Origin of the sequence: Candidatus Nitrosocosmicus oleophilus (assembly GCF_000802205.1) — an archaeon.
In the GTDB taxonomy this organism is placed as follows: Archaea; Thermoproteota; Nitrososphaeria; order Nitrososphaerales; family Nitrososphaeraceae; genus Nitrosocosmicus; species Nitrosocosmicus oleophilus.
This window is the reverse complement of the sequence record NZ_CP012850.1, coordinates 451,707-475,811: the sequence shown is the minus strand read 5'-3', so window position 1 is coordinate 475,811 and position 24,105 is coordinate 451,707. Positions and strand designations below refer to the sequence as shown.

25 protein-coding genes are annotated in these 24,105 nt (G+C 34.6%); 20 read left to right on the top strand and 5 right to left on the bottom strand.

Features of this window, described 5'->3' with window-relative positions:
• The first annotated feature begins 96 nt into the window (after positions 1–96).
• On the top strand, positions 97–219 hold the full coding sequence (locus NMY3_RS16835) for a hypothetical protein (protein WP_257719997.1): 123 nt from the start codon (positions 97–99) through the stop codon (positions 217–219).
• 46 nt (positions 220–265) lie between these two features.
• Here NMY3_RS16835 and NMY3_RS02360 read toward each other — a convergent pair whose 3' ends face one another.
• A complete protein-coding gene (locus tag NMY3_RS02360; RefSeq protein ID WP_196817351.1) occupies positions 266–787 on the bottom strand; it encodes a CHRD domain-containing protein in 522 nt (173 codons plus the stop codon).
• A 343-nt stretch (positions 788–1,130) separates the two neighbouring features.
• Between NMY3_RS02360 and NMY3_RS02355 the strand changes: the two genes are divergently transcribed.
• Together NMY3_RS02355 and NMY3_RS02350 are read left to right on the top strand one after the other, a co-directional pair.
• A complete protein-coding gene (locus tag NMY3_RS02355; RefSeq protein ID WP_196817350.1) occupies positions 1,131–1,748 on the top strand; it encodes a hypothetical protein in 618 nt (205 codons plus the stop codon).
• 21 nt (positions 1,749–1,769) lie between these two features.
• A complete protein-coding gene (locus tag NMY3_RS02350; RefSeq protein WP_196817349.1) occupies positions 1,770–2,099 on the top strand; it encodes a hypothetical protein in 330 nt (109 codons plus the stop codon).
• 1,054 nt (positions 2,100–3,153) lie between these two features.
• Here NMY3_RS02350 and NMY3_RS02345 read toward each other — a convergent pair.
• Positions 3,154–3,585 (bottom strand): hypothetical protein, encoded by a 432-nt coding sequence (locus tag NMY3_RS02345; RefSeq protein ID WP_196817348.1) that lies wholly within the window; start codon positions 3,583–3,585, stop codon positions 3,154–3,156.
• Between the two features lie 257 nt (positions 3,586–3,842).
• Between NMY3_RS02345 and NMY3_RS02340 the strand changes: the two genes are divergently transcribed.
• The gene (locus NMY3_RS02340) at positions 3,843–4,280 is read left to right on the top strand and encodes a hypothetical protein (RefSeq protein WP_196817347.1); all 438 of its coding nucleotides are present in this window, start codon (positions 3,843–3,845) and stop codon (positions 4,278–4,280) included.
• A 374-nt stretch (positions 4,281–4,654) separates the two neighbouring features.
• Positions 4,655–5,551, top strand: a complete 897-nt coding sequence (locus NMY3_RS02335) for a ParB/RepB/Spo0J family partition protein (protein WP_196817346.1) — start codon at positions 4,655–4,657, stop codon at positions 5,549–5,551.
• A gap of 33 nt (positions 5,552–5,584) precedes the next feature.
• Here the strand turns inward: NMY3_RS02335 and NMY3_RS02330 are convergent, their stop codons facing one another.
• On the bottom strand, positions 5,585–6,124 hold the full coding sequence (locus NMY3_RS02330; protein ID WP_196817345.1) for an Lrp/AsnC family transcriptional regulator: 540 nt from the start codon (positions 6,122–6,124) through the stop codon (positions 5,585–5,587).
• Positions 6,125–6,276: 152 nt separating this feature from the next.
• On the opposite strand from NMY3_RS02330, the gene NMY3_RS02325 reads away from it, so the two are divergent.
• The 15 genes from NMY3_RS02325 (at position 6,277) to NMY3_RS02255 (ending at position 21,288) form a co-directional block, all read left to right on the top strand.
• A complete protein-coding gene (locus NMY3_RS02325) occupies positions 6,277–8,613 on the top strand; it encodes a sodium:solute symporter family transporter (RefSeq protein WP_231100193.1) in 2,337 nt (778 codons plus the stop codon).
• 81 nt (positions 8,614–8,694) lie between these two features.
• Positions 8,695–9,825: an urea transporter gene (locus NMY3_RS02320; protein ID WP_196817343.1), complete on the top strand. Its 1,131-nt coding sequence runs from the start codon at positions 8,695–8,697 to the stop codon at positions 9,823–9,825.
• Between the two features lie 226 nt (positions 9,826–10,051).
• Positions 10,052–10,594 (top strand): hypothetical protein, encoded by a 543-nt coding sequence (locus tag NMY3_RS02315; protein WP_196817342.1) that lies wholly within the window; start codon positions 10,052–10,054, stop codon positions 10,592–10,594.
• Between the two features lie 114 nt (positions 10,595–10,708).
• On the top strand, positions 10,709–11,011 hold the full coding sequence (locus NMY3_RS02310; protein ID WP_196817341.1) for an urease subunit gamma: 303 nt from the start codon (positions 10,709–10,711) through the stop codon (positions 11,009–11,011).
• A 64-nt stretch (positions 11,012–11,075) separates the two neighbouring features.
• The gene (gene ureB, locus NMY3_RS02305; protein ID WP_196817340.1) at positions 11,076–11,450 is read left to right on the top strand and encodes an urease subunit beta; all 375 of its coding nucleotides are present in this window, start codon (positions 11,076–11,078) and stop codon (positions 11,448–11,450) included.
• A gap of 12 nt (positions 11,451–11,462) precedes the next feature.
• Positions 11,463–13,190, top strand: a complete 1,728-nt coding sequence (gene ureC, locus NMY3_RS02300; RefSeq protein ID WP_196817339.1) for an urease subunit alpha — start codon at positions 11,463–11,465, stop codon at positions 13,188–13,190.
• 100 nt (positions 13,191–13,290) lie between these two features.
• The gene (locus NMY3_RS02295; RefSeq protein WP_196817338.1) at positions 13,291–14,850 is read left to right on the top strand and encodes a TCP-1/cpn60 chaperonin family protein; all 1,560 of its coding nucleotides are present in this window, start codon (positions 13,291–13,293) and stop codon (positions 14,848–14,850) included.
• A gap of 6 nt (positions 14,851–14,856) precedes the next feature.
• Positions 14,857–15,273 carry a hypothetical protein gene (locus NMY3_RS02290; RefSeq protein ID WP_196817337.1) on the top strand — a complete coding sequence of 139 codons (417 nt, stop codon included), beginning with the start codon at positions 14,857–14,859 and terminating at the stop codon, positions 15,271–15,273.
• Positions 15,274–15,389: 116 nt separating this feature from the next.
• Complete coding sequence (locus NMY3_RS02285) at positions 15,390–16,124, top strand: urease accessory protein UreE (RefSeq protein WP_196817336.1); 735 nt, start codon at positions 15,390–15,392, stop codon at positions 16,122–16,124.
• Positions 16,114–16,836, top strand: coding sequence for an urease accessory protein UreF (locus tag NMY3_RS02280; protein WP_196817335.1), 723 nt, complete (start codon positions 16,114–16,116; stop codon positions 16,834–16,836). Before NMY3_RS02285 ends, NMY3_RS02280 begins: the two co-directional genes overlap by 11 nt.
• Before the next feature lie 19 nt (positions 16,837–16,855).
• The gene (gene ureG / locus NMY3_RS02275; RefSeq protein WP_196817334.1) at positions 16,856–17,512 is read left to right on the top strand and encodes an urease accessory protein UreG; all 657 of its coding nucleotides are present in this window, start codon (positions 16,856–16,858) and stop codon (positions 17,510–17,512) included.
• Positions 17,513–17,528: 16 nt separating this feature from the next.
• Complete coding sequence (locus NMY3_RS02270) at positions 17,529–18,464, top strand: urease accessory protein UreD (RefSeq protein WP_196817333.1); 936 nt, start codon at positions 17,529–17,531, stop codon at positions 18,462–18,464.
• A 98-nt stretch (positions 18,465–18,562) separates the two neighbouring features.
• Positions 18,563–19,588, top strand: a complete 1,026-nt coding sequence (locus NMY3_RS02265; protein ID WP_231100192.1) for a metal ABC transporter substrate-binding protein — start codon at positions 18,563–18,565, stop codon at positions 19,586–19,588.
• Positions 19,589–19,712: 124 nt separating this feature from the next.
• On the top strand, positions 19,713–20,372 hold the full coding sequence (locus tag NMY3_RS02260; RefSeq protein ID WP_196817332.1) for a metal ABC transporter ATP-binding protein: 660 nt from the start codon (positions 19,713–19,715) through the stop codon (positions 20,370–20,372).
• Positions 20,373–20,382: 10 nt separating this feature from the next.
• A complete protein-coding gene (locus NMY3_RS02255) occupies positions 20,383–21,288 on the top strand; it encodes a metal ABC transporter permease (RefSeq protein WP_231100191.1) in 906 nt (301 codons plus the stop codon).
• Between the two features lie 220 nt (positions 21,289–21,508).
• Here the strand turns inward: NMY3_RS02255 and NMY3_RS02250 are convergent, their stop codons facing one another.
• Together NMY3_RS02250 and NMY3_RS02245 are read right to left on the bottom strand one after the other, a co-directional pair.
• On the bottom strand, positions 21,509–22,759 hold the full coding sequence (locus tag NMY3_RS02250; protein ID WP_196817331.1) for an NAD(P)/FAD-dependent oxidoreductase: 1,251 nt from the start codon (positions 22,757–22,759) through the stop codon (positions 21,509–21,511).
• A gap of 14 nt (positions 22,760–22,773) precedes the next feature.
• On the bottom strand, positions 22,774–24,105 hold the full coding sequence (locus NMY3_RS02245) for a cytosine permease (RefSeq protein WP_196817330.1): 1,332 nt from the start codon (positions 24,103–24,105) through the stop codon (positions 22,774–22,776).

Sequence of the window (24,105 nt, the reverse complement as noted above, 5' to 3'; positions counted from 1 at the left end):
ATAGTTATTTTGCTCTTTCAAATTTGTTCATAAAGAACGAAATCCAGTAAATTGATTTATTGTGACTAGAACCGGTTATGAGTTATGTCCTCACAAATGAGTATTAAATCAATCATAAATGAAAAAGATCAAATAACATTAAACCAAGCCTTTAACAAAAAATTAACTAGCGGAACTCGCATCAATATCGTCTGTAAACAAGCTGCAGCATGTAGTTGATATTCTCAAAATTGTAAATAATTAAAAAAAATGTTTGGAGCTTATCTTACTTTACTGGTGTTATTTTTCCTGCAATTTCACCAAGTGGAAAATCAACTGTCTTTATTGCAAGATACACCTCTCCATCAATAATTTTTTTGACTAATTCTGTCATCGGTTTTCCTTTAAGTATGTTCACGAAATTATCAGATGTGAAATTCCCATCCGCAGTTCCAGAACCTTTTGTATATAATCCTGAAGTTGGAGCATAATAAAGCGGTTGAACCAAATCAGTAGTACGGCCGCCTGTACTCTGTAGTATAACAACTTGAGAAATATTCCCTAGCCCATTCCCGCTAATTACATACAACATTGTATTTGGGTCATCCCCAACAGTGAAGGTCGCATTACCTGTTGCCTCGGAATTAGATCCTGGTGGAGCTGTAAAATTTGCATAGAAATTTGGATTATTTTCGGTTTCATTAGATTGAGCAGCTGCATTAAAGTTGGTGGTGGTCGACATTGTCAATAATGAAAAAGTTGCAAACACTCCAATGGCAGTCAGCAAAAAGATGGTATTAATTTTCATTGAAGTATTAAAATCAGTATTGTATATTAACTTTAACGTAGTAAATTGTTATAGATCTATATTTTTTTCTAGCAAACAGAAATTAATTAAAATAAAAATCCTTTAATATGATTAATTATGTGATGGAGTTTAGGTACTGTGGTAATTAAAAAGTCATAATTGATTAGGTTAAGTTTAGAAAATCCTACGACTCGATCTAATGACCTTCTTAAATATTGATTTCATTTTTGGGATTAATCATTTAGATGAAAACTGTGACGTCTATTATAAATCGTATTAAACATGACTTACAGCAAGAAACTCATAATAAATATACTTTTTCAGAAATAAGCAACAACGGCCCATGAAAAGTAACAATCTCATATGGAGTTGGCGTAATGCTCGTTTTACTGCTGTGATCGCAGCAATTCTTGTTTTTATTATCGCCACCGGTCATGTTGAAGCTGGATTGTCACTGCTTCTTGGGGCATCACCTGCTTCAATTATGGGTCTACCTCCAACTCTTAAACAACGTCGAAAGATAATTGTTATTGGAATACTTATAGGCGTATTCTTAATGCTGGGTTCATTTATGGCACAATGGGCCATAGTTGCAATTCCAGGTATGTTCTTGCTAGCATTTGGTGCAGCACTACTTTTGTCTAGAAGAACAATTGGTATCGTAGCATTAACAATCTGTTTACCAATTGCAGGTGTTGGACTCAGTTATCCAGGACTTGTTAATTCAGTTCCCTTGTCTTTACTCTATATCATAGGCTCAGTTGTTGCTTACGGATGGTCCTTATGTTTTAAGGAGCATAAACAAGAACAACCTGCTGAAAGACCATTAATGAGTAGCAAACAATCGCGAAATTATGGTTTACGGTTGGGTCTGATGGCCGCTACAGCAACCACTATGGGTTTTGCACTAGGATTTGAACATATCGGTTGGCTTGTTGGTGCAGCATTGTTTGTAATGTGACCACGCAAAGAAGTCCAAAAGTTGCGCAGTGTAGGACGTGCAATTTCAGTGTTTGTGGGCGCTCTGATAGCATCTTGGCTTTTGGGTCAGAGCCTACCACCAGTAGTTATTGCATCTCTTTGTGCGATATCATTAGTAACTGCATCAGCTACAATTTCGAGTCGTTGGTATATCTCACCTGCATTTACAACTTTTTTGGTTTTTTGGTCTGTGTTGTACGGTGATCCTACATCTGCCAATATCGAATATCACTTTGATGAAAGAGTATTAGGAACATTGTTAGGTGTAAGTTTGGCTTACTTTTTTGGTATTCTGATCCCAAATATATCATCTCGTATAAGACAAGGATGAAAACAATATGACTTGTCTTAGGTTAGCTAATAACAATATGTAAAGAGGATCATAAAATTCTGTTTTTAGTGGATTTTGATTTTACAAATTATGTTCTCTTATTCTAAATATACATCAAGAAATAATATTTTGTCAGGAAGCCAAAAATATGAAATAATGAAAACTTTTGATTAAAATCCAAAGGAATTTTTAACGATATTTCACCAAACTCACCATGGATGAAAAAGATCTATGAATTCAATGTAAAAACAATTTTTTGAAAACGTAGTGATATAATTACAATTATGATTAAAATAAGGTCATAGCAGGACATTGACAAGGTAAAGAAAGGATTTCTTACAACTGATAGGTTAAGGTCATTCAGTGATTCAGTGTTGATTGTAGGTGTGGTACTGCTTGTTTATAATCTTGCTACTTTAGTGACTTCCGAACCGGAGTTTTTGAACCTGATGTATTTTATCATGCTCTTATAGCTTATATATGCAGCTTCATAGTTGTATTTTTTTACTGGTCTAGATTTACTCTGCTTTTAGACTACGCAGAGAACTTGGAAGGTGTTACCATTTTCACTTCACTAGTGTTTTTAGTATTTTTGGTAACAGTGACTCTTACTTCTGTTGCTCTAATAGGGCTCGTGGAATTAAGAAATAAATATTCTCTAATTTTTTCTTGTATTGTTCAAATCTTAGCTGGAATACTTTTAATTACATTGGTGAACATTATTAAAACACAAAGGACTTTGGGTCATAAGGGCCGATATTTCCTGATTCAGGTTTGTGTGATCCCTATCGTATACACCATATCTCTGGTTGTATCTTTTCTATATTACGGTATTGCTGTTATAATTCCAATTTCCATTTTACCAATACTTCTAATATTGAAAATAAGTTACCAAAAGCGTTTTAAGGATAAATATTCAAGTTCTTCCCATCAATTAGTAATATTAGAATAATAAATAATGTCCAAATCCAATCATTTAGGACATATGGTTAAAAAGGTCTTTTCTAGAGATAAAATATTATGCTCAACATTTATGAAAAAAGAGTTTTGTAAACTAATTTGTGGAATTCCCTCTTATCTCGTCAAACTTTTGAACGAGCATGGATAAATCTCCACCATATTTTTGCTTCATCCCTTCAGTTGCATTTGTAATCCCTGCTTCGCTTAAAGCATTGTTAAATGCATTAGATACTTCTTCAAGTATTTTAGTTGAATTTAATTTTTGTAAAGCTTCGGATATACCAGTGCTATTGGGTAAAGTTAGTGACGTAGTATTGATCTTATTCTGTTCAACAAACTCTTTAAATTTTGCCTGTATTTGATCAAGCTTTCCATTAAATTCTTGAATTACAGTAGAATTATCAACTTGTGCTACTGCTTTATTTTGATATAACATATCACTATTGCCTAGCATTATGGATACTGTTAAAATGGCAATACCAAAAGCGATCCCTGCTTTTTTTGTATTCCGACTATATGATTTCATAACTCCTCTTATAAGAACAAGTATAAATGTCTTAATTTTAGTATAAAATTCACAAGAAAAAAAACTCTCAAATTATGTAATCGCATCCTATTATTTTGATATCGTTTTGAGTATAGTTTGTTGTCAGATAATATGGATATAAAAGGTTAATAACTATTAATACGATTAGTATTTCTTTTGGTCTTCTAAATGAGAAAATAGATAGGTTTGAAGTATCATTCAATCTTTATATACAAGAACCATTTATTAGTCGGTAGATGTTTTCGCTAAGAATTACCATATTATTTATGTCCGTAGCATTGTTAATTGGCGTAGTTTATGTTTCAAATGGATACGCTCTAACCACTGATCAATCCGGAATAATAGTTGGGCGTCAAGCTGATGTATTTGGGTTGGTAGACATTAAATCAGATGGCCATTCACTAGATATCGACGGAGTAGTGAACTACATTCCTCCAGAAGGTAAAGTTTTTGAAGTATGGCTTTATGATGGAAACTACGGCGCATCTCAATATCCTTTGACTGTAGGCATGGTCAAGGAGGATGGGACTTTTAGTTATAAATCAACACAAGTTTACCCATACACGTATACTGATCTATTTGTTACTATGGAACCAAAAGACGATAAGGATCCAAAGCCAGCATATTCAGATCAGGTTGGTGTCTATCCAATGACCCCACCGTTTGGACAATGAATTTGAATATAATTTGATCAATCAAATTATATTTTAATAGATTAAGACAATTTTTTTTAGATTTTTGTTCTTAGTAGTAGTAAGATCTTATCGCATTAAAAGTGTAATAACAGCTAATGGATTTAAGATCTCTGAAGAATCTTAATCCTTGCTCTATATATTAGAACCAAATACTTATTCAGGAAATGGGGTTGAAATTCACTAGAGAGAAAAGTCTTTATTATTATACCTATTCCTTGTGGCATACATGTGTATATAAATAATTTATAGCATTAATCACAAAATTATGGTATTTACAATTTTTTTTAGATTTTGTATAAGATTTAAATAGATGAGATAAAAACATATAAGTATTAGATTAATTTATTTAAATTATGCATGCCTTCGATACCAGTATAGTGGAACATATTGAAATAAAAATGATTCGCCCATCACAGTTTTCAATTAGAGATAAGTTTAATGATTATCAAGAAGTAGAATCACTCGTTTCGAGTATCAAAGAGCATGGGTTACTCCAACCCATTTTGATACGTCCTTATCAAAATAACTTTGAAATAGTTGCTGGCCACAGGCGCTTTTATGCATGCAAGTCTCTTAGGTGGCGTCATATCCCGTGCAAAATAAGGGAAATGAATGACAAACAAGCATTTGAAATTCAATTAACGGAAAACATTCAGAGAAAATCGATGAGTGCACTTGAGGAAGCAGAGGCTTTTAGGAAATATGTCCAAGACCTGGGCTGGGGAGGTGTTACTGAACTGGCTAAAAAAATAGGTAAAAGTGAGGAGTATGTTTCACACAGGATTCAACTTTTAAAACTTCCACAGGATGTCAAAGAAAAAATAATGCTAAACAAGTTGAGTGTAAGTCAAGCCTTGGAACTAACTACTGTTTCGCCGAATCAGATTATTCATTTTACAGATCATATTATAGAAAATGAATTAACCATTCGACAAATTAGAGAGGTAAAAGCTGTATTTTCCAAACAAGGTATATCAGGTGACGACTTGGAATTAATTGCAAACGAAAATATTAATTTTAAGAATATAAAAACACTTAAAATAACAAAGAAAACTTCCCTTGCTTTAAAAATTACTCTTGCTAGACTAGATAGTATAATAGAGGAAGTTCAGCTAAATTTTGAACCAAGTCAAAGTACAGATATCATAAGCTTTTTGATGGACTTGCGTCTTAAAATTCACTCGTTAATCGATGATACAATTAGATTTAAAAACTTAAAAATAACTAAACCTACAAGATATCTAAAATAACCCGAAATAATTATTTGAATCTTCCACCTACTATTATCTTCCAAGAAATGGAGGCATCCATTCATTCAAGAATTTTTTATATTCTTTATCCGTATAGGTAAAAGCATTAAATGTAGGTTCCTTTAGAGGGGAAAAATCATATACTTCGTAGGTTTGGATTATGTCTCCAAACAAGTTTCTGTAAATATCGCTCTCCTCGTCAGCAACTTCGGGCGATGAAAATACTTGAATTGTGATCCAGTCATATCCACCCCTTGTTTTTCCTGAAAATAAGACAAACGGCGCATCACGAAGATACTTCTTCAATCCTTCTACTCGACTTCCCAAGTGCTGTGAGGGCCTAAAAGTTACCAAAACTACTCTGATTATTCTATGTCGTAATTTTTTGGTGTCGATCGAAATTGTATATCTTGAAATTATTTTTTCATCTTCGAGTGTTTTTATGCGGGAATCTATCTCCTCCAAACTTAAATCATGTCCATAATTTCTTAAGAAATCCCAAATTTCATTCAAATCCTGTTTGGCATCCTTACTCAAAGCAGAAAGAATTAACTCATCTATGGGATCTATCATTGATTTAATATTACGAAATAATTGGTCTAATTATTTATAGTTTAGAATTTTAATTTCAATGTAATTCTACAACAATTTAAGTTATAAGACTTGATAAAAAATACATCCATATAATATTAATTTAAATAAATCATTTCAATTTTAACAATTAATTGTCATTCATCCTCTCTGATGAAACAGGTTACCTGATCTTCATCGGGGGTGGTCTGATAATGACTGCTATCGTATTGTTGCTCATTTTTGTGGATACCAAATGGCTTGGGACAAGAAAAACATTTGAGTGGTTTTCCACAGCCGGGAGGAGTATTAAAAGTGGCCTTTTGGCATCATCTGTAATATCTGCCTGGATTTGGGCTGCAACGCTTTTAGAATCATCCACTGTCGCGTACAAATATGGTATAGGTGGCCCATTTTGGTACGCTGCCGGAGCAAGTATACAAATCATTCTTTTTGCTGTGGTTGCTCTTGAGTTAAAAAAGCGAGCTCCCTCTTCTCATACTTTTACAGAATTTCTGTACCTTAGATTAGGAAAGTTTGGTCACAAGGTATTCTTGATTTTTGCATTACTGGCCAATTCCATCGTTATGGCTATGCTTGTGTTAGGTGGGGCCGTAGCCTTGAATGCTCTAACGGGAATTGACATTGCAATAGCTTGTTTTATAATACCTTTGAGCATAATGATGTATACTTATTTTGGAGGCTTGAAGGCCACTTTCTTTGCAGACTATCTAAATACCTCATTTATTTTTATAGTGATTCTGATTTTAGTAGTGGGTATTTATTTCTTCAATCCACACATAGGGGGAATAACAGGATTATTTGAAGGCCTACAATTAGCAAGTACTCTTAATCCTGTAGAAGGAAACTCGGGTGGTTCATTCTTAACTTTGGCTTCGATTGGAGCCCTTATTTTTGGTATTATCAATATAATTGGAAATTTTGGAACAGTTTTTGTGGATCAGGCCTTTTGGCAGAGGGCTATTGCAGCACGACCTAAATCTCTAATAAAAGGATTTTTCATAGGTGGACTGGCTTGGTTTGCTATTCCGTTTGCCCTTGCAACTTCTTTAGGACTCGCGGGTATTGCAATGCATTTAGATCTCTCTCCTTTAGAAGTTAGTCATGGATTGGTTGCACCTATAACGATCTCTACTCTCTTAGGAGAAGTAGGTGGTATTCTAATATTGACTATGTTATTTACCGCAGTAACATGCGCGGGATCAGCAGAACTTGTCGCGTTCTCTTCTCTATTTACATTTGATGTTTATAGAACCTATTTTAAACCATCGGCGTCTGGTAGGCAATTAATGCGTGTTTCAAAATATTCTGTTTTGATGTTTGGATTCGGCATAGGCGTACTTTCCTTATCCCTATATCACATAGGATTGAGCCTACAGTACATTTATTTATCAATGGGTATTCTTATAGGCTCGGCCGTAGGGCCTATATCCTTGTCTTTGATATGGAAAAAAACCAACAAGATCTCTGCTTCTTTTTCAGCATTGTGTGGGCTTTTGCTGGGTGTTATTGTATGGCTTTTTTCGGCTTTTTCTTTGTATGGGAATATCTCGGTAGCTTCTACCAGTCATGATATTCCTCTCTTGTTGGGCAATTTAACATCATTTGTATCTGGATTTGTTCTAGTTATTTTAGGGAGTTTAATTAGACCAGACAACTTTAATTTCAACATTACGAAGCAACGGATCATAGTTGTAGAGGAAAGAATCAGATCTTTGATAAAAGAAGATAATGATGAATCGTTTTTAAAGAAGAGAACTATTTTTGGGTACAAATACGGAATCTTTTTTACACTCATTTTGGTTGTTATATGGCCATTACCATTGTTTTTTTCTGGGTATATATTTTCCTACGAGTTTTTCTTGTTTTGGATTTTACTAAGTATTGTCTGGACAATATCTGCAGCATGTTTTCTTATAGTAAAACCTATTATTGAATCAAAACGAGAAATTTCAATTGTTTTATCAAATCTTTTGTTTATTATCAGATCAAAATTTCAAATTAGAAATTATGACCATAAATTTTCTATGTCCAAAAACAATCCCTCTGAAAATCCTGTCAATACAAGTTTTAAGCGAATTCTAGTCGCTGTTGATGGTTCCACATCCTCAATAAGAGCATTAGATTATGCTAGTCATGCTTTCCAAGCCGACTCTATAATTTATGTGGTACATATAATTGAATGGCCTGATGACTACGAACAAGATACTGAGTACGATACTGAGCTAATGAAAAGAGTTGAAAAAGAAGGACGACTAATGTTATCTAGTATCCTTATAAAGAATTCTAAAAGATGTGAGAGAGTTGTGAAAATAGGGGACCCTGCTAATAAAATTATTAAAACTGCCAATGACTTGAATGTAGACTTCATAGTTCTAGGAACAAAAGGATTAGGAAATTCTGATGACTTTGGACATGTAACAAGGAAAATTCTTTCTGAATCTAACAAACCCGTATTATTACTAAATTAATTTGTGGGACTAAGGTTTATGTTGATTAATAAACCGATATTCAATACAAATCGTTAAACTATACCTGTACAAAATCCTAGTATGGCGTCAGCAACATATTCGTCAGGAGACCCCCTTCTAGATTTCTTCTATATACTGTTTAATGGCATCTCTGAAGTTCCTTTATTCAGTTCGCCAGTAACTGGTATTTTTATTCTTGCAGGTGTCCTCATAGCTTCACGCAAAGCAGGTATCATGATGGTAGCAGCAGGATTAATTGGTGCAGCAACTGCGTTACTACTGGGTGCCGATTATGGACTAGTTACCTTTGGGTTGTTTGGATACAATTCCATATTAACTGGAATGGCCTTCTGGTCTGGACCATTTGTAAAAGCCAATAGGGTGACATTGACACTCTCGCTATTTGGAGCAGTCATAACCGCAGTAGCTTGGATGGCGTTCTCACATTTTATGGGAGATATATTTAGTCCACAGGCGCCCGGTGTTACTAATGCTGTGGCAATCCCTGGATTTACATCTTCGTTTATCTTCACTACTTGGGCTATGATGTATGCAAGTAAACGATATGGACATGATGTTTGGCCCGAAACACCTCCTGCTGTTAAAGAGGACAAAATTCCCGGAAGTGATAATCCTGTCCAATTAGTGCCTGAGAACTTCAAATGGACCGCCAAAGAATTCATCATTTCTACTCTCAAAGGTGTATCTCAGGTTACCTTTGTGGAGAATTGGAAGACTGGTGTTTTCTGGGTCGTAGGTCTGACTTTGGCATTTGAATTGGCCCCATTTATAGCTGGTGTTCAGGACAGAGGTTTATTTACAAACGCGTATACATCAGGATGGAATGAATATTCGCCGTTATATCTTGCTGGAGTTATGGCCTTAATAGGATCCGCTATTGGTGCTGCTTTATCCATAGTGATGAAGTTACCTACTCATGAGACTAGAATTGGTTTGCATGGGTTTAATCAGGTCCTGGTAATGATCGCATTAACTAGTTTTGTGCCTCTTACTCCACAGTCGTTCTTACTGGCGATTCTTGCCACAGTAACTTGTTCCGTGGTGGTAATGCCTGCTCTCCAAAAGTTCTTTGGCCAATGGGGATTACCTGCACTTACGGGACCATTTGTATTCACTGCATGGGTTTACATGATCGCTATCTTCGGATTCTATAACATACCTGCAGGGATAGGATGGTCTAGAGCAGGATAGTCCAGTTTTATTCAGGACCTACCAACCCACACTCTCACAAACCAACCGATCAACAGCTCAACTAAATTTTCATTTTCTTTTGTTTCATCTGTTCTTGAATTTCCCGATTTGAACTAATTAGTCGTCTTAAAATCATTCAATTAAAGTAATATTTTACATCTTTTATCTTAATACTGTATTGTCCGAGCTTGAAATAAATCTGAAAAAAATCAAATCCAGTTCAAAAATGTCCGATAGTCAAAAAATCAAGAAGTTGTATGATTTGATGCTCGCTCAAAATATCGAACCTATTGTGTTGAGGCTTTCGGGATATATTAAAAGCAAACCTATGAAGATTGACTATCTTCTTACATTTACTCCGATTAGAATTATCATGGTTAAAAAAAATGTGCTACGAAAAATGACAGATCCGGGTTTTGTTGCTGGAATTGGGCCGTATCTTTATTATGTTCTGTCTGAAAAAATAAAATTCTCTGATATTAAGATAAAGGATTCATTTATTTCTAAAGAACAAGATTCAGCAGCAGGATCAAAAATGTCTAACGAATTTTCTATCAAATATCCTGATATAAAAAAAATGGTATTTTACCCTGATACCAGAACTTTGATTTCTAATATGCTTGGTACCGCTATAAATGAAAATGTCCTTGTCATTCATACAGTGAAGGAAAAATATGAATTCAGACTTTCAACTGGCAAAAACGGTCCCTATGACAAAACATTATATTGGTTAAAGACATGTTTACCTGTTAAAATTTCTGACTACTGACATTCGATTTAGTCGACATCGACTAAATATCTGATAATGGTAATTGTTCATATATATTGATTATTATTTTGAATTTTAAAATAACTCACTAGGTTTGTTATATGTGAATTAAACATGATGTTAGCCCCAAGAGAGATTGAAAAAATGATGATTTGGACGGCAGCACAAATTGCCGAGGGAAGAAAACAGAAAGGAGTAAAACTAAATTATCCTGAATCAATTGCTTATATAGCCAATTTTGTTGTAGAAGGAGCACGAGAAGGAAAATCAGTCGCCGAATTAATGACGTCTGCAAGAAATATTTTAAAACGAGCGGATGTTATGGAGGGAGTGCCTGAGATGATACATACAGTACAGGTGGAAGTTACATTTCCAGACGGGACAAAATTAGTTACAGTTCATGATCCAGTTCAATAGGTGAGTTATGAATGACAATTAAGATTATTTCTAAATTGAATTTATACGGAGGTTTTAATTTATAATGATTCCAGGAGAATATGTTTTATCTGAAGGCGATGTACCTTGCAACGAAAACAGAAAAACCATAAAGATTACTGTAAAGCATACTGGTGACAGACCATGTCAAATAGGGTCTCATACACACTTCTTTGAAATCAACAAAGTTCTTGATTTTCCAAGAGAGCAAGCATTTGGTTATCGATTAAACATAACAGCTGGCACTTCAGTCAGATTTGAGCCAGGTGATACAAAGGAAGTAGAATTGTGTGAATTTGGAGGTTCAAAAGTTTGCTTTGGATTTAATGGTTTAACAAATGGAAGCATGAGATCAACAAATATAAACAAATCTGCAATGGAAAAAGCCAAGTTCTTTGGTTTTAAAGGAATGGGTAATTAGGAGAGGATATTATTGGTCTTAAAAGTAACAAAAAAACAATATACTGATCATTTTGGTCCAACTACAGGCGACAAGATTCGTTTAGGCGATACAGATCTCTTAATTGAGATTGAAAAGGATCTCATAACCCATGGAGATGAATGTGTATTTGGAGGAGGCAAAACACTCCGGGATGGTCAAGCTCAAACACCTGGTGTTACCAGTGCAGGAGGTGCTTTGGACTATGTTATCACAAATGCTGTAGTGCTTGATCCTGTGATTGGGATAGTGAAGGGTGATATAGGTATTAAAGATGGTAAAATTGCAGGTATCGGAAAAGCCGGAAATCCATTAGTAATGGATGGTGTTGATAGAAACCTAATCGTATCCGCATGCACTGAGGCAACAGCTGGTGAACACACAATCTGTACTCCAGGACACTTTGATACTCACATTCACATGATTTCTCCTCAGCAGTACATAGATGGAATCAGTAATGGTATATGTAATATGATAGGTGGTGGTACTGGTCCTGCAGATGGTACTAATGCTACTACATGTACTCCAGGTACATTTAACATTAGTAGGATGTTAGAATCCGTAGAGGACATTCCAATGAATTATGGATTTTTGGGCAAAGGCAATGATTCTCATCCGTCGTTAGCCACACAAATGGAACAAATCGAAGCCGGTGTTTGTGGACTAAAAGATCATGAAGATTGGGGAACTACTCCTGCTGTTTTGGATGCATCACTTCGTGCTGCTGATTTAACTGATGTTCAAGTTGCAATACACACTGATTCCATAAATGAATGTGCTTATTTAGAGGATACCGTTAATGCCATCGATGGAAGAGTTGTCCACAGCTATCATACAGAGGGAGCAGGTGGTGGTCACGCTCCAGATATACTTGCCATCGCAGCAGAAGCAAACGTTTTACCCTCTTCAACCAATCCTACAAGGCCATTTACTGTTAATACTATTGATGAACACCTTGATATGCTCATGTTTTGTCACCATCTTAACCCTGGTGTTGCAGAAGATGTCGCTTTTGCAGACTCTAGAATTAGAGCCGAAACAATTGCAGCCGAGGATGTAATGCATGATGAGGGAGTTCTTAGTATGTATTCATCAGACAGTCAAGCTATGGGTAGAATTGGAGAGGTTGTAATTCGTGCATGGCAAACTGCCGACAAAATGAAAAAAATGAAAGGAAAACTAAAAGATGAGGAAGGAGACAACGATAATTTAAGAGCAAAGCGCTATATTGCAAAAACAACCATTAATCCTGCCATAACTCATGGTGTCGCAGATTATCTTGGATCTCTTGAAGTAGGAAAGTATGCTGATATAGTCATGTACAACAATGCTTTCTTTGCCGCAAAGCCAAAAATGGTCTTTAAGGGTGGATTTATTGCTTGGTCTATCATGGGCGATCCAAATGCTTCTTTGCCAACACCAGAACCGGTCTTTTATAGACCAATGTTTGGTGCCATGGGGCGTGCTGTAAAGAAGACTTCTTTTACCTTCATGTCAAAAAAATCATTAGATCTTGGTGTTCCTGAGAAACTAGGATTAGAAAAAACTACATTGGCTGTTAAAAACTGCAGAAGTATAGGAAAGAAAGACATGCTGTGGAATGATAAAACACCAGAAATTACTGTAGATCATGAGACATATGAAGTAAAGATTGACGGGCAGATCGCTACTGTTGATCCCGCAAAGGAACTAACTTTAGCACAAAGATACTTTATGGCATAAGGGTTCTTCCCAGCCTTCTTTTTTTCTAAAGTTTCTTTAATTTCTATTCCGCATTAATATTTCTGATACATTTATCTCTTGGTCTTTAATTTTAAAAAATATGTCTTCGCCACAAAATTTTGGAGTTTGGAAACCAATAGCTGAAAATATTGAATTCAATGCTTTAGAGTCTAATTCAAACGCGGTAATGGCCGTAGCTGAAACGGTGAGAACCACCCTAGGACCAAAAGGGTTGGATAAACTTTTGATCGATCAATCAATGAATAGACATGTATCTAACGACGGTGTTACCATATTACTTTCGTTGAGAGCAATTCATCCTGTCGCAAGAATGATAGTAGAAATTGCAGAAAGACAAGAACAAAAAGTAGGCGATGGAACAACAACGGCTGTAATTTTGGCAGCCGAGATGATTAAAGAAGGTAAAAGATTAATTCGTGAACTTGCGGTGCATCCTACTAAGGTCGTTGAAGGCATTGAAAGTGGTATAAAACATTCATGCGAATTGCTAAAAAAAAGTGCCATAAAGATAAACCTTGATGCTCCTGAACTCGATCAAATCGTAAAAACGAGCTTGTCATCAAAATTGGATGGTCGAGTATTGCATACGTTGGTAGTTAATGCGTTACGTACCGTGGGAAAAGATGCGATTTACAACGGATTATATGATTTTGATAAGGCAGTACAGGTAATAAGAAGAGTAGACATTGAGGATAAAATTTTTAATGGCATTGTTTTGGAGAGAAAAAGAATAGATCCAGAACTTCCAAGCAAAGTTGAAAATTCGAAAATTCTAATTCTGAGATTGGATTTAAAACCCGTAAAAGAGTCGTGGATCAAAGAAAATAGTAAATATCAAGATATTCTTACTATGGAAAAAGATCGTTTGGAAAAATCAAAAAAAATTGTTGATACCATAGTTGAAACGGGAGCAAATACTCTTTTTATTGCTTCACCTGAAGTGGATCAAATAGTCGAAGATCTTTTTGTATCAAAGGGATTATTTGCGGTCCACATTTCAAATGAAGAAATAGAATATTTGTCAAGATATACGGGTGCAAAACCAGTGCGAACACTAGATGATCTAAAAAATAAAGATATCCTTGGTGTTTCTGAGAAAATATACGAGGATGAGGATAACGGTATAATATATTTGGAAAATGGAAGAGGAAAGAAGATCATCACTGTGCTGATATCAGGTTCTACGAAAGAAACATCGTTAGAGAGATGGAGATCAACAATTGATGGAATCAATGCTGCAGAAGCTGCATTAAATTATGGAATTGTTCCAGGTGGTGGTGCTGCCGAATTGCATATAATTGAAAAAATTAAAAAACTCAAACTCAGTGGATTAGAGCAAGTAGGCCTAGAAGTGGTAACATCTGCACTCGAAAGTATTATGAGACAAATATTAACAAATGCTGGATTTAACGGTTTAGAAAAAGTAATGAATGCTAAGGCTTCCCCAGATGGCTATGGAGTTGATATCGACAGTGGTGAAATTGTAAATATGGTTTCTAAAGGTGTTTTGGATCCAGTTTTGGTAAAAACAATGGCATTGGAAGCATCAGGTGAAATGGCTAAATCTGTTTTAAGGATTGATAAGAATTTAGCTGCAGATGACCTCAATCCTCAAGCACTTGCTGATTCAAAAAGGTGATTACTATTGCAAATTAGACATTGTACTGAAAAATCTAATATTGATGATTCTATGTTAATCGTCGACCCTTTGCAAATTAGACACGTAATTATCAAATTTGGAAAATTGTTTTCGATTTCAGGTTTGATTGATCCCAAATCTCACCTCAATCTTGATTATCCTTATCACTTGGTAAGACAATGTGTGGTAGCTCAAAAATTTGAGGTTGGTTCAAAAATTGAAATATCTGATGGAGGGTTAGTATTTGCCGAATTAGATCCTAGCAACTATAAACACTACGGAAAGTATGATTATACTCAAAATTTACAAAATATGATAACCGCTGTGAACAAAATAAGGAATCCGAATCCAGATGATCCAAAAAACAACACAAATGATCTAGAAAGTCTTAATAACAACGTCAGTAGAGACAATAAAACGTAAATTTCAAGATAATTCTGTCCCAAAATAATTTTGACGAACATCTTAGCTTGACTTGAAATAAGATCAAAATATTGAAATTGTTTTTATGGATAAGATTGACCTCTATATGATATCTGATGTTAACCATTACGACTATTATAGGAAACATAAAGAAAGATCCACAATTACATCAAAAATATGAAGAGTCTGTTAAAAAAGATACCGTCGAGAACGTAGTAATTCAGAGATCTGAAACCGAGAAGGTTAGAATGAGAAAAGTTTCAGACAAAGAAACTGATATCGGATTTATTTTGCCTTCTAGAACCCATCTTAAAGACGGTGATGTAGTTTTTCTTGATGATACTAAAATGATAGTGATAAAATTATCTCCTGAGCTTGTGGCTATCTTGAATATTAAAAATCATTTACACAATAATCATGAACATGAGGACCATGACCATGAACACAAGCATGAACATGAGGACCATGACCATGAACACAAGCATGAACATGAGGACCATGACCATGAACACAAGCATGAACATGAGGACCATGACCATGAACACAAGCATGAACATGAGGACCATGACCATGAACACAAGCATGAACATGAGGACCATGACCATGAACACAAGCATGACCAAGCTAACGATTATGAACTCACTAATGTGGCACTAAAGGTAGGACATACTATTGGAAACTTACATAGGCCACTAAAAATCGAAAATCGTGATATAATTTTTCCTATTCAAAGTCCAGATGAAATAAACCTATTTTTGAGATTGTTGTCAGATCTAAAAGACTATATAGAAATTCGTTCAGAGCAACTCATTTTTGAACCTGATCAGGGATTTGACATTCATGCACACTGATAGGGATATCGAATCAATCCCGTCCATTGCGGATTTAAGTTTCTTACAATTATCTGATTCTTTTTTTCCAACCGGTTTGTACACGACTTCAAATGGACTGGAATTATTGTTTTATGATAAAAACAGAAAGCTAACGTACGGCGAGATTTCGGATTTCATCAAAGCTTACCTTGTACAGCAAATAGGACCTACAGATTGCTGCGTTGTAGGTAATGTGTATAATTGTATTCAAAAGAAAGACTTTATCTCGTTATTAGAATTGGATAATACATATTATTTTATGAGACTGGTAGATGAAACTCGCTCGGCCTCAACAAGATCAGGAATTCAGTTCTTAAGATGTGTTTCTGCATTTATTCATAATGATGAATATTTGGATTTCTATTCAAAAAATATTAAGAGCGGGCATGCAAAGGGAGTTTATCCTTTATCATACGCCTTGGGATGCAATTCTATGAAAATAACTAAAGAGCGATCTGGTTTGATGTTGCTGTATGGATTTGTTGTCAGTGTAATTGGAGCTGCTCTTAGATTGGGTATTCTTCAACATATTGAAGGGCAGAAGCTTATAGACGAGATGAAACCAGTAATTCTCTCAACGGTGAAAAAAAATATCAATAGACCTCTTGACAGTATGTGGCAATTTATTCCTCAACTTGATATAATTCAAATGCATCATGAACAGATGGATTCAAAAATGTTTATTACTTGATTTTTTCCTTTATTTTTTTGTGGCACTTTCAAGAATACCACGTATAGGTATAGGCGGACCTGTTGGATCAGGAAAAACCATGTTAATCGAACAATTAGTTCCTATTTTAAAGAAAGATGGATATAATGTTGGAATTATTTCTAACGATGTTGTTTCTAGAGAAGATGCCGATAGAATGAGAAAAAACCTTGCCACCGAAAGAGGGTTAATGCCAGAGGATCTAGTAATAGGCATTGCTACCGGAGGCTGCCCTCATACTGCAGTGAGAGAAGACCCTTCAATTAATATATCTGTTGTAGAGGAGATGGAATCCAAGCACCCCAATCTTGATTTGATAATAATTGAAAGTGGAGGTGATAACATTACAACCACATTCAGCCCTGCATTGGCCGACTATTTTATTTATATCATCGATGTTTCTGGAGGGGATAAATATCCAAGAAAGCGTGGACTTGGAATCGAAACGTCTGATTTATTGGTAATCAACAAGATAGATATTGCCTCTTTCATAGGTGCCGACCTAAGTATCATGGAGCGAGACGCCAAAGTTGTTCGAAATGATAAACCATATGTTTTTGTTAATAGCAAAACTGGTCAGGGTGTTAAAACCGTGGCAGAACAAATCGTAAAGGACGTATTATTTGATGCACCTCCTAAATCGGTAGCCATCAATTAATCTTTTACTGATTTCAATGAGTTCGTATAATCTTGCCTATTGTACTCCTGAAAATATTCCTGCTGAAATTTTAAATTACGATAATCCATTGGAACAATTGGCAGTAGGACAGTCTGGCAAATTAGGTATTTTACACCTTTGTCTAGAATATAATCCAAGTAGTCATAAAACATCCATAAAACACCAATATTACAAGGTTCCTTTGTGCATAAAACGTGCCCTTTATCTTGAAGAGACATTTCCTGAGATGGCTTATGTTTATATTATTTCTCCATCTGGAGGCGTTTTACAAGGTGATAGGTATAGAATTGACATCACACTTACTAATTCAGCTAAATCACATGTTACTACTCAAAGTGCTACTAGAATATACAGGATGAATAAAAACTTTGGATCTCAAATAATAAATTTGAATGTTGATAAAGATTGTTACTTGGAATATATACCTGATCAAATAATACCATTTAGAGATTCCAGATTTTATCAGGTTTCAAATATTAAGGTTCATGATGAAGCTACCTGTATTTATTCTGAAATGTTATCGCCTGGTAGGGTTGCTAGCAATGAGTCTTTTGAATACGATATATGCTATATGAAAGTCAAGTCAGTAAATCAAGATGATAAATTAAGACTACTTGATGTAGCAAAAATAGAACCCAAGGCGGAAAATATACGATCTTTTGGAATATTCAATAATTATGAAATACTGGGGAGTGTTTATATTCTAACCCCTAAGGATAAAATAAACATCATACAAAATGAAATACTAGAAATTTTGTCTGGAACAAAAGAAGCTATTGGTGGATGTACAAAATTGCCCGGTGAAAATGGTTTATTAATCCGGTTGTTAGGCTCATTTGTTTATGATATCCGTAACATTATTTATTCTATAGTTAGAATAGTAAGAAAAAATATTCTAAATGTTTCTTTTAGCAAAATGAGAAAGATATGACCTAAAAGGCCTCATATACTACTATAAATGCATTTTTTGGCCCAAAACCCATAACTCGCTATTATAAAAATTAATAAGATCATTTGTAAAGATTCAGAATGTCAGAAAATTTTTTTAAAAACACCAAAATAATGTTTGTAGCTACGTTTACAATACTTTTGTCTTTGCTAGCGGTGGTCTCCTCCACAAGTGTTGATAATAATCTGAATTCGGTTTATGCAGCCAATAAAACATTAAACGTCATTACATCTGTATCTCCAATAACTAATATTGTTAAAAATATAGCAGGAGATAAAATAAACCTAACTGGTTTGGTCCCAGAGGGTGTAAATTCACATACCTTTGAACCCGTTCCGTCTGATATAGTAAAATTAAGCAATGCAGATCTTGTTATCATTAACGGATTGTTTCTAGAGGACAATATGGAAAAAGTTGTAAATGAGTCTTTGAAGAACAAACCAGACATTCAATTGTTAAAACTTGCTGATGGTACCATTAATTCAACAGGTTGGATATTTGATTTTAGTTTTCCTAAAGAACAGGGTCATCCTAATCCTCACTTATGGTTAAATCCAGTAAACGCTATGAAGTTTGCTAATTTAACTAAAGATAAGTTAATCGAGATGGATCCAAATAATACTGCTTATTATGCAGAGAACGCCGAAAAGTACATTGCTTTACTAAAACAGCTAGATGAAGGAATAAAAACAGCCGTACAAAGTGTACCGCCGGAAAATAGAAAGCTAGTAACTTATCATGATTCTTGGGCATACTTTGCACCAAGGTATAACATGACCGTGATTGGTGCTGTACAACCATCAGATTTTTCAGAACCGTCACCTCTTGATATAGCCAAATTGATAGATCAAATAAAGGCTGAAAAGGTACCGGCTATCTTTGCATCAGAGGTCTTTTCAAATAGAATCACTGATCAAATCGCTAAAGAAGCTGGTGTAAATATTGTACAGACCTTGAGAGATGACGCACTTCCTGGCAATTTAACAAGTCCTAACCATACGTATGTGGGAATGATGCTTGATAATATGGAGAACATGGTAGTCCCATTAGGGGGAAATACTAGTAGCCTATCTAACATAAATCCTGAGAATACATACACACCATAATTTTTTTTAAATATTAATAAACATCTCAAATGATATCATTAAGATGGGCTCCTTTGAATATCTGAAATTAACTGGTGTATCCTATGGATTTACCTATCATGATTTTGTAGTCGAGGGAGTCAATTTGTCTATACCAAGAGGTCGATTTGTTTCTATAGTAGGTCCTAGTGGATCTGGAAAAACCACTTTACTAAAACTAATGTGTGGAATTTACGAACCTTGGAATGGAGATATCGAGTACATTTGCAATGACTGTGATTCAATTTTCTATTATCCGTCTGTTGGATATGTTCCACAGATAGAAACTATTGATTGGAATTTTCCAGTTTCTGTACAGGAGGTAATAGCCATGGGATCATGGAACTACAAAAGCTACCTTCCATGGTTAGATAAAAAATTGAAAAATCAAATAAAAGATACTTTAAAGACATTGGGATTAAGTGGCTATGAAAAACGACACATTCGTGCACTTTCTGGAGGAGAACAACAACGTGTGTTTTTGGGCAGGGCATTGATTAGAAACCCTGATGTTCTCATTTTGGATGAGCCAACAACGGGTCTAGATTATGTTTCAAGAGAAAAAATATTTGATATTTTAAAAACACTCAGCAACAATGGTATGACAGTAATTTTATCCACTCATGATATAACTCACATCGCCAATCGTTCTCCCTGGGTTATTTGTTTTAATAAATATGTGATCGCTGAAGGTCGTCCACAAGATATTCTTAAAGAAGATAACCTTCTAAAAACGTATGGACTTTCAGATTACAAAATAAAATAGTGAAGATCATTTGATTGATCTTCTGTTACCCTTTCATTATGAATTTTTTGTAAGGGGAGTTATAGTTTCAGTTTTGCTTGGGGGTATTTGTGGCCTAGCTGGAGTATATATTATTTTAAGAGGACTAAGTTATGTTGGTCATGGCCTTTCGCATGCTGCTTTTGGAGGAGCAATAGTGGGAAGTATTGCAGGTTTGAACTATTATGTTGGAGCAATTGTTTGGAGCTACTTGGCCTCTTTTGTAATCTATGAAATAAGCAAAAGAAATAAAATTAAACCTGATGCTGCAATAGGGCTGGTTACCACCGCTATTTTTGCATTTGGAGTGTTACTAGTAAGCATTACAAATAGGTATACCAGGAATTTCGAATCACTTTTGTTTGGAAATATTTTGGCCATTACCGAACAAGATCTTTATATCATTGTTTCAGTAACAATACTTTCAGGTGCCTTCTTCTTTTTCCTCCATAAGCGCTTAGTTTTTTCCTTTTTTGATAACGAAAGTGCCAAAATAAGTGGGATTAAAACTTCACATATCGAACTACTTTTTTCATTTGTCTTGGCTACGATAATTATTGTTTCAATGTCTTCAATTGGAGTAACATTACTCGCGTCAGTAATAGTAGGTCCAGCCATTTCTGCCAGGATGTTATCAAATAATTTTTCAAGTGTTATATTTCTATCGATTATCATAGGATCGGTTGCATCATTTTGTGGCATGTACGCTAGTTTCTTTTTGGATTCTTCATCTGGTCCCACTATCGTCATGTTTATTACTTTGGCCTTTGGAATAACAGCTTTATATGCTGTCTTTAAGAAAATATATCATTCACATAGCCATGGTGGTGTATCTCACTCACATCCCCACTTACACACCGATGAACATCGACATGAACATCAACATAAACATCCATAAAGGTCCATCAAGTCAATTTTTTTTCTTTGTCTATTTTTTTGAGATTTTGAGGTTTTTTGCTAATTCAAAGTACCAAATTGATATTGAAAAGTAATTCTATTGTTACTTAGTTTTGAATCCAAATAAGGAAAAACTGCATTTGTGTTATTTTTTTTAAAAGCTGTTTCATGATTGATACAAAGGAGTAAAAAATTAGAGTATCTTTTCTTTTCTTAAAGCCTTATGCCAATTTTTCTAAACCTTTAAAGAATGTGAATCCAGCAAAGGTTATACCTGCCATTACTTGCGAAAAAAAGTCATTTTCATATAGATTGACAGATATGTTTTTCCCTCCAGTCTTTAACGATTTCATGTATGTTTGTTTGGTAAATTCATCAATCATCTTTGCAAGATCTCCACTCACTACGTAATTATTTAACAACCCCACATATTCGTCACTACCCACAGAAATTATTTGAGCTTTTATTTCATAATCAAATTTTTCTTTTGGTTCGTTTCCTTTGATATAATATTCTGCCATGTTGTCTGCCAAATAACGTGCTTGCCTTACTGCGATTTGTGCTAGTGGAGGATATAATGTTCCTTTAGAGTTTTTCATTGCCGCCAAATCACCAATCGAATAGATGTTTTTATATTGATTCGTTTGGCAATATTCATTAACTATTATTCTACCATCATTGGTCTTGTCGATTGTAGGTTCTATATCTATGTTATATCCTCTTACTCCTGCTGTCCAAATTATTAATGAAGAGTTAATCTCTAGACCATCCTTAAGAAATAGAGTACGTTCTTCTACTCTTTCAACAAGTGAGTTATGGAAAATCCTTATACCTTTGTCTTTTAGGATCTCTTCAGTCTTATTTTTGACTCTGATATCCCATCCAGGTAATATAGTTGAGGTGGCTTCGATTATGTTTACTTTAATATTGCCTTTATTTGGTGAGGCGTTTATCATCTCTGCCAAGGCACTTCCAAGACTTATACCTGTGGCCCCTGCTCCTACTATTACTATATTGTGTTTCTTATTTTCATCGCTAATTATTTTTGAAATGTGATCATGAATAATTGAAGCATCATATATTGATCTAATAGGAAGAGTATACTTATCAGCACCTGGTATATTGAAGTATTTTGTGGAAGATCCCAAACAAACTATCAATTCATCATATTTGATATCTCCTGAATTCAAAGATATAAGGTTCTTGTCAGGAATTATTCTCTTTATATCGTCTTGAATAAAATGTACATTTTTCCCTTGAATTAAGGATGAGATTGGAATTTTCAATTGGTCTGCAGTTCTAAAACCAGATGCTACTAGATGTATTTCTTGCATTAGCTGATGATAATTGTTTCTATCTATTAGTATTATTTCATTTGAATCCTTGTCTAATTTTGATGAAAGGTTAGTACTAAGAAAAATCCCTGCATAACCTGCACCCAGAATTACTATTCTCTTATTCAACGTCGACATTCTACATCATCATTTTACTCAATTTTCTTATCTGTAGAATATTCTTTATTTTTCAATTTAACTTTTTTTATTAAAAGTTCTATTACTAAGAAGACTATAATCGAGATTGCTATACTTGGAATCGTTGAACCTATATTTAGTGCAAAGTCTTCTACATGAAGCGGCGAAATGGGGGAGAGAATAAAGTAAGTAATACTTCCAACGAAAAATGAAAAAAAGGATGATATTTTGATCCTATTATTTTTTTCATAGAATTTCTCGACAGATATTCGACCCTTCCTTATGATGTAGTAATCCGTCAAAACAATTGCAAATAGCGGGGCAAATAGTGCTCCTATTATCAATAAAAAGTTTTCATATTGATAAATTGGAATTAAATTGGACAGTACTACTCCTACTATTGTGAAACAAACAACAAGATATTTGTAATTTATTTTGTTGTATATGTTCTTAAATGACATTGCAGATGAGAAAATATTTGCAAAGACGTTATCTACTTCATCAACGATTAATACCAGTAGAACAAATCCGTAAAAGAAGGTTTGAATTGCAAGTAGTATTGCAAATATGTCACTAATGCCTAATAGGAGCCCAATTACATAAAAAAGACAGTTTGTAATTGAAAATCCAATAAATGTTCCCAAAAAAGCATTTTTGCTTTTTTTAGCAAACCTATTATAATCTGCTACTAGCGGTAGCCATGATAATGGCATAGCAATGACTAAGTCTAGAGAATTAAAAAAACTAAAATCACTAGAACCTGAATTTATTAAACTGGCTGTATCTAAATTATTGACACCACCTAGTATGATATTTATGAGCATGATGATTGTTGAACCGTAAACGACCCAGACGGCAAACTTGGTTAGCCACTGTTTAACTATTTTCAAGGGTCCCAAAATGCAAAAGAGGATAATTACTATTCCAAAAACGATCGACCAAATATGAAAATCAATATATCCATTACTAAAAATGTTTGCAGCTTTTGATAATATTGTTATCTCAAAAGTCGACCAGCCTATTAATTGAAAGATATTTAGGATTGTAAGAAAATATGAGCCATGCAGACCAAAAGCTGGTCTCATGCTTACTATCGAAGGAATTGAATGGTCACTACCTATTTTGCCTGCTAAGGCTAATAAAACAGAGCCTACAATAGATCCTACAATTATTGCAATAATTGCTTCTGATAAATTTGAAGAAGAGATAAATGATCCTGCGGAAATTACCAGTAATCCGATGCCTAAACTGGACCATAATACAAAAAAATTTTTGCCTGATAATACCTTGTATTTCTTATCTAATGGATTTATCCCAAAATCTGAATTGTCTTCTAAAAATTTCAC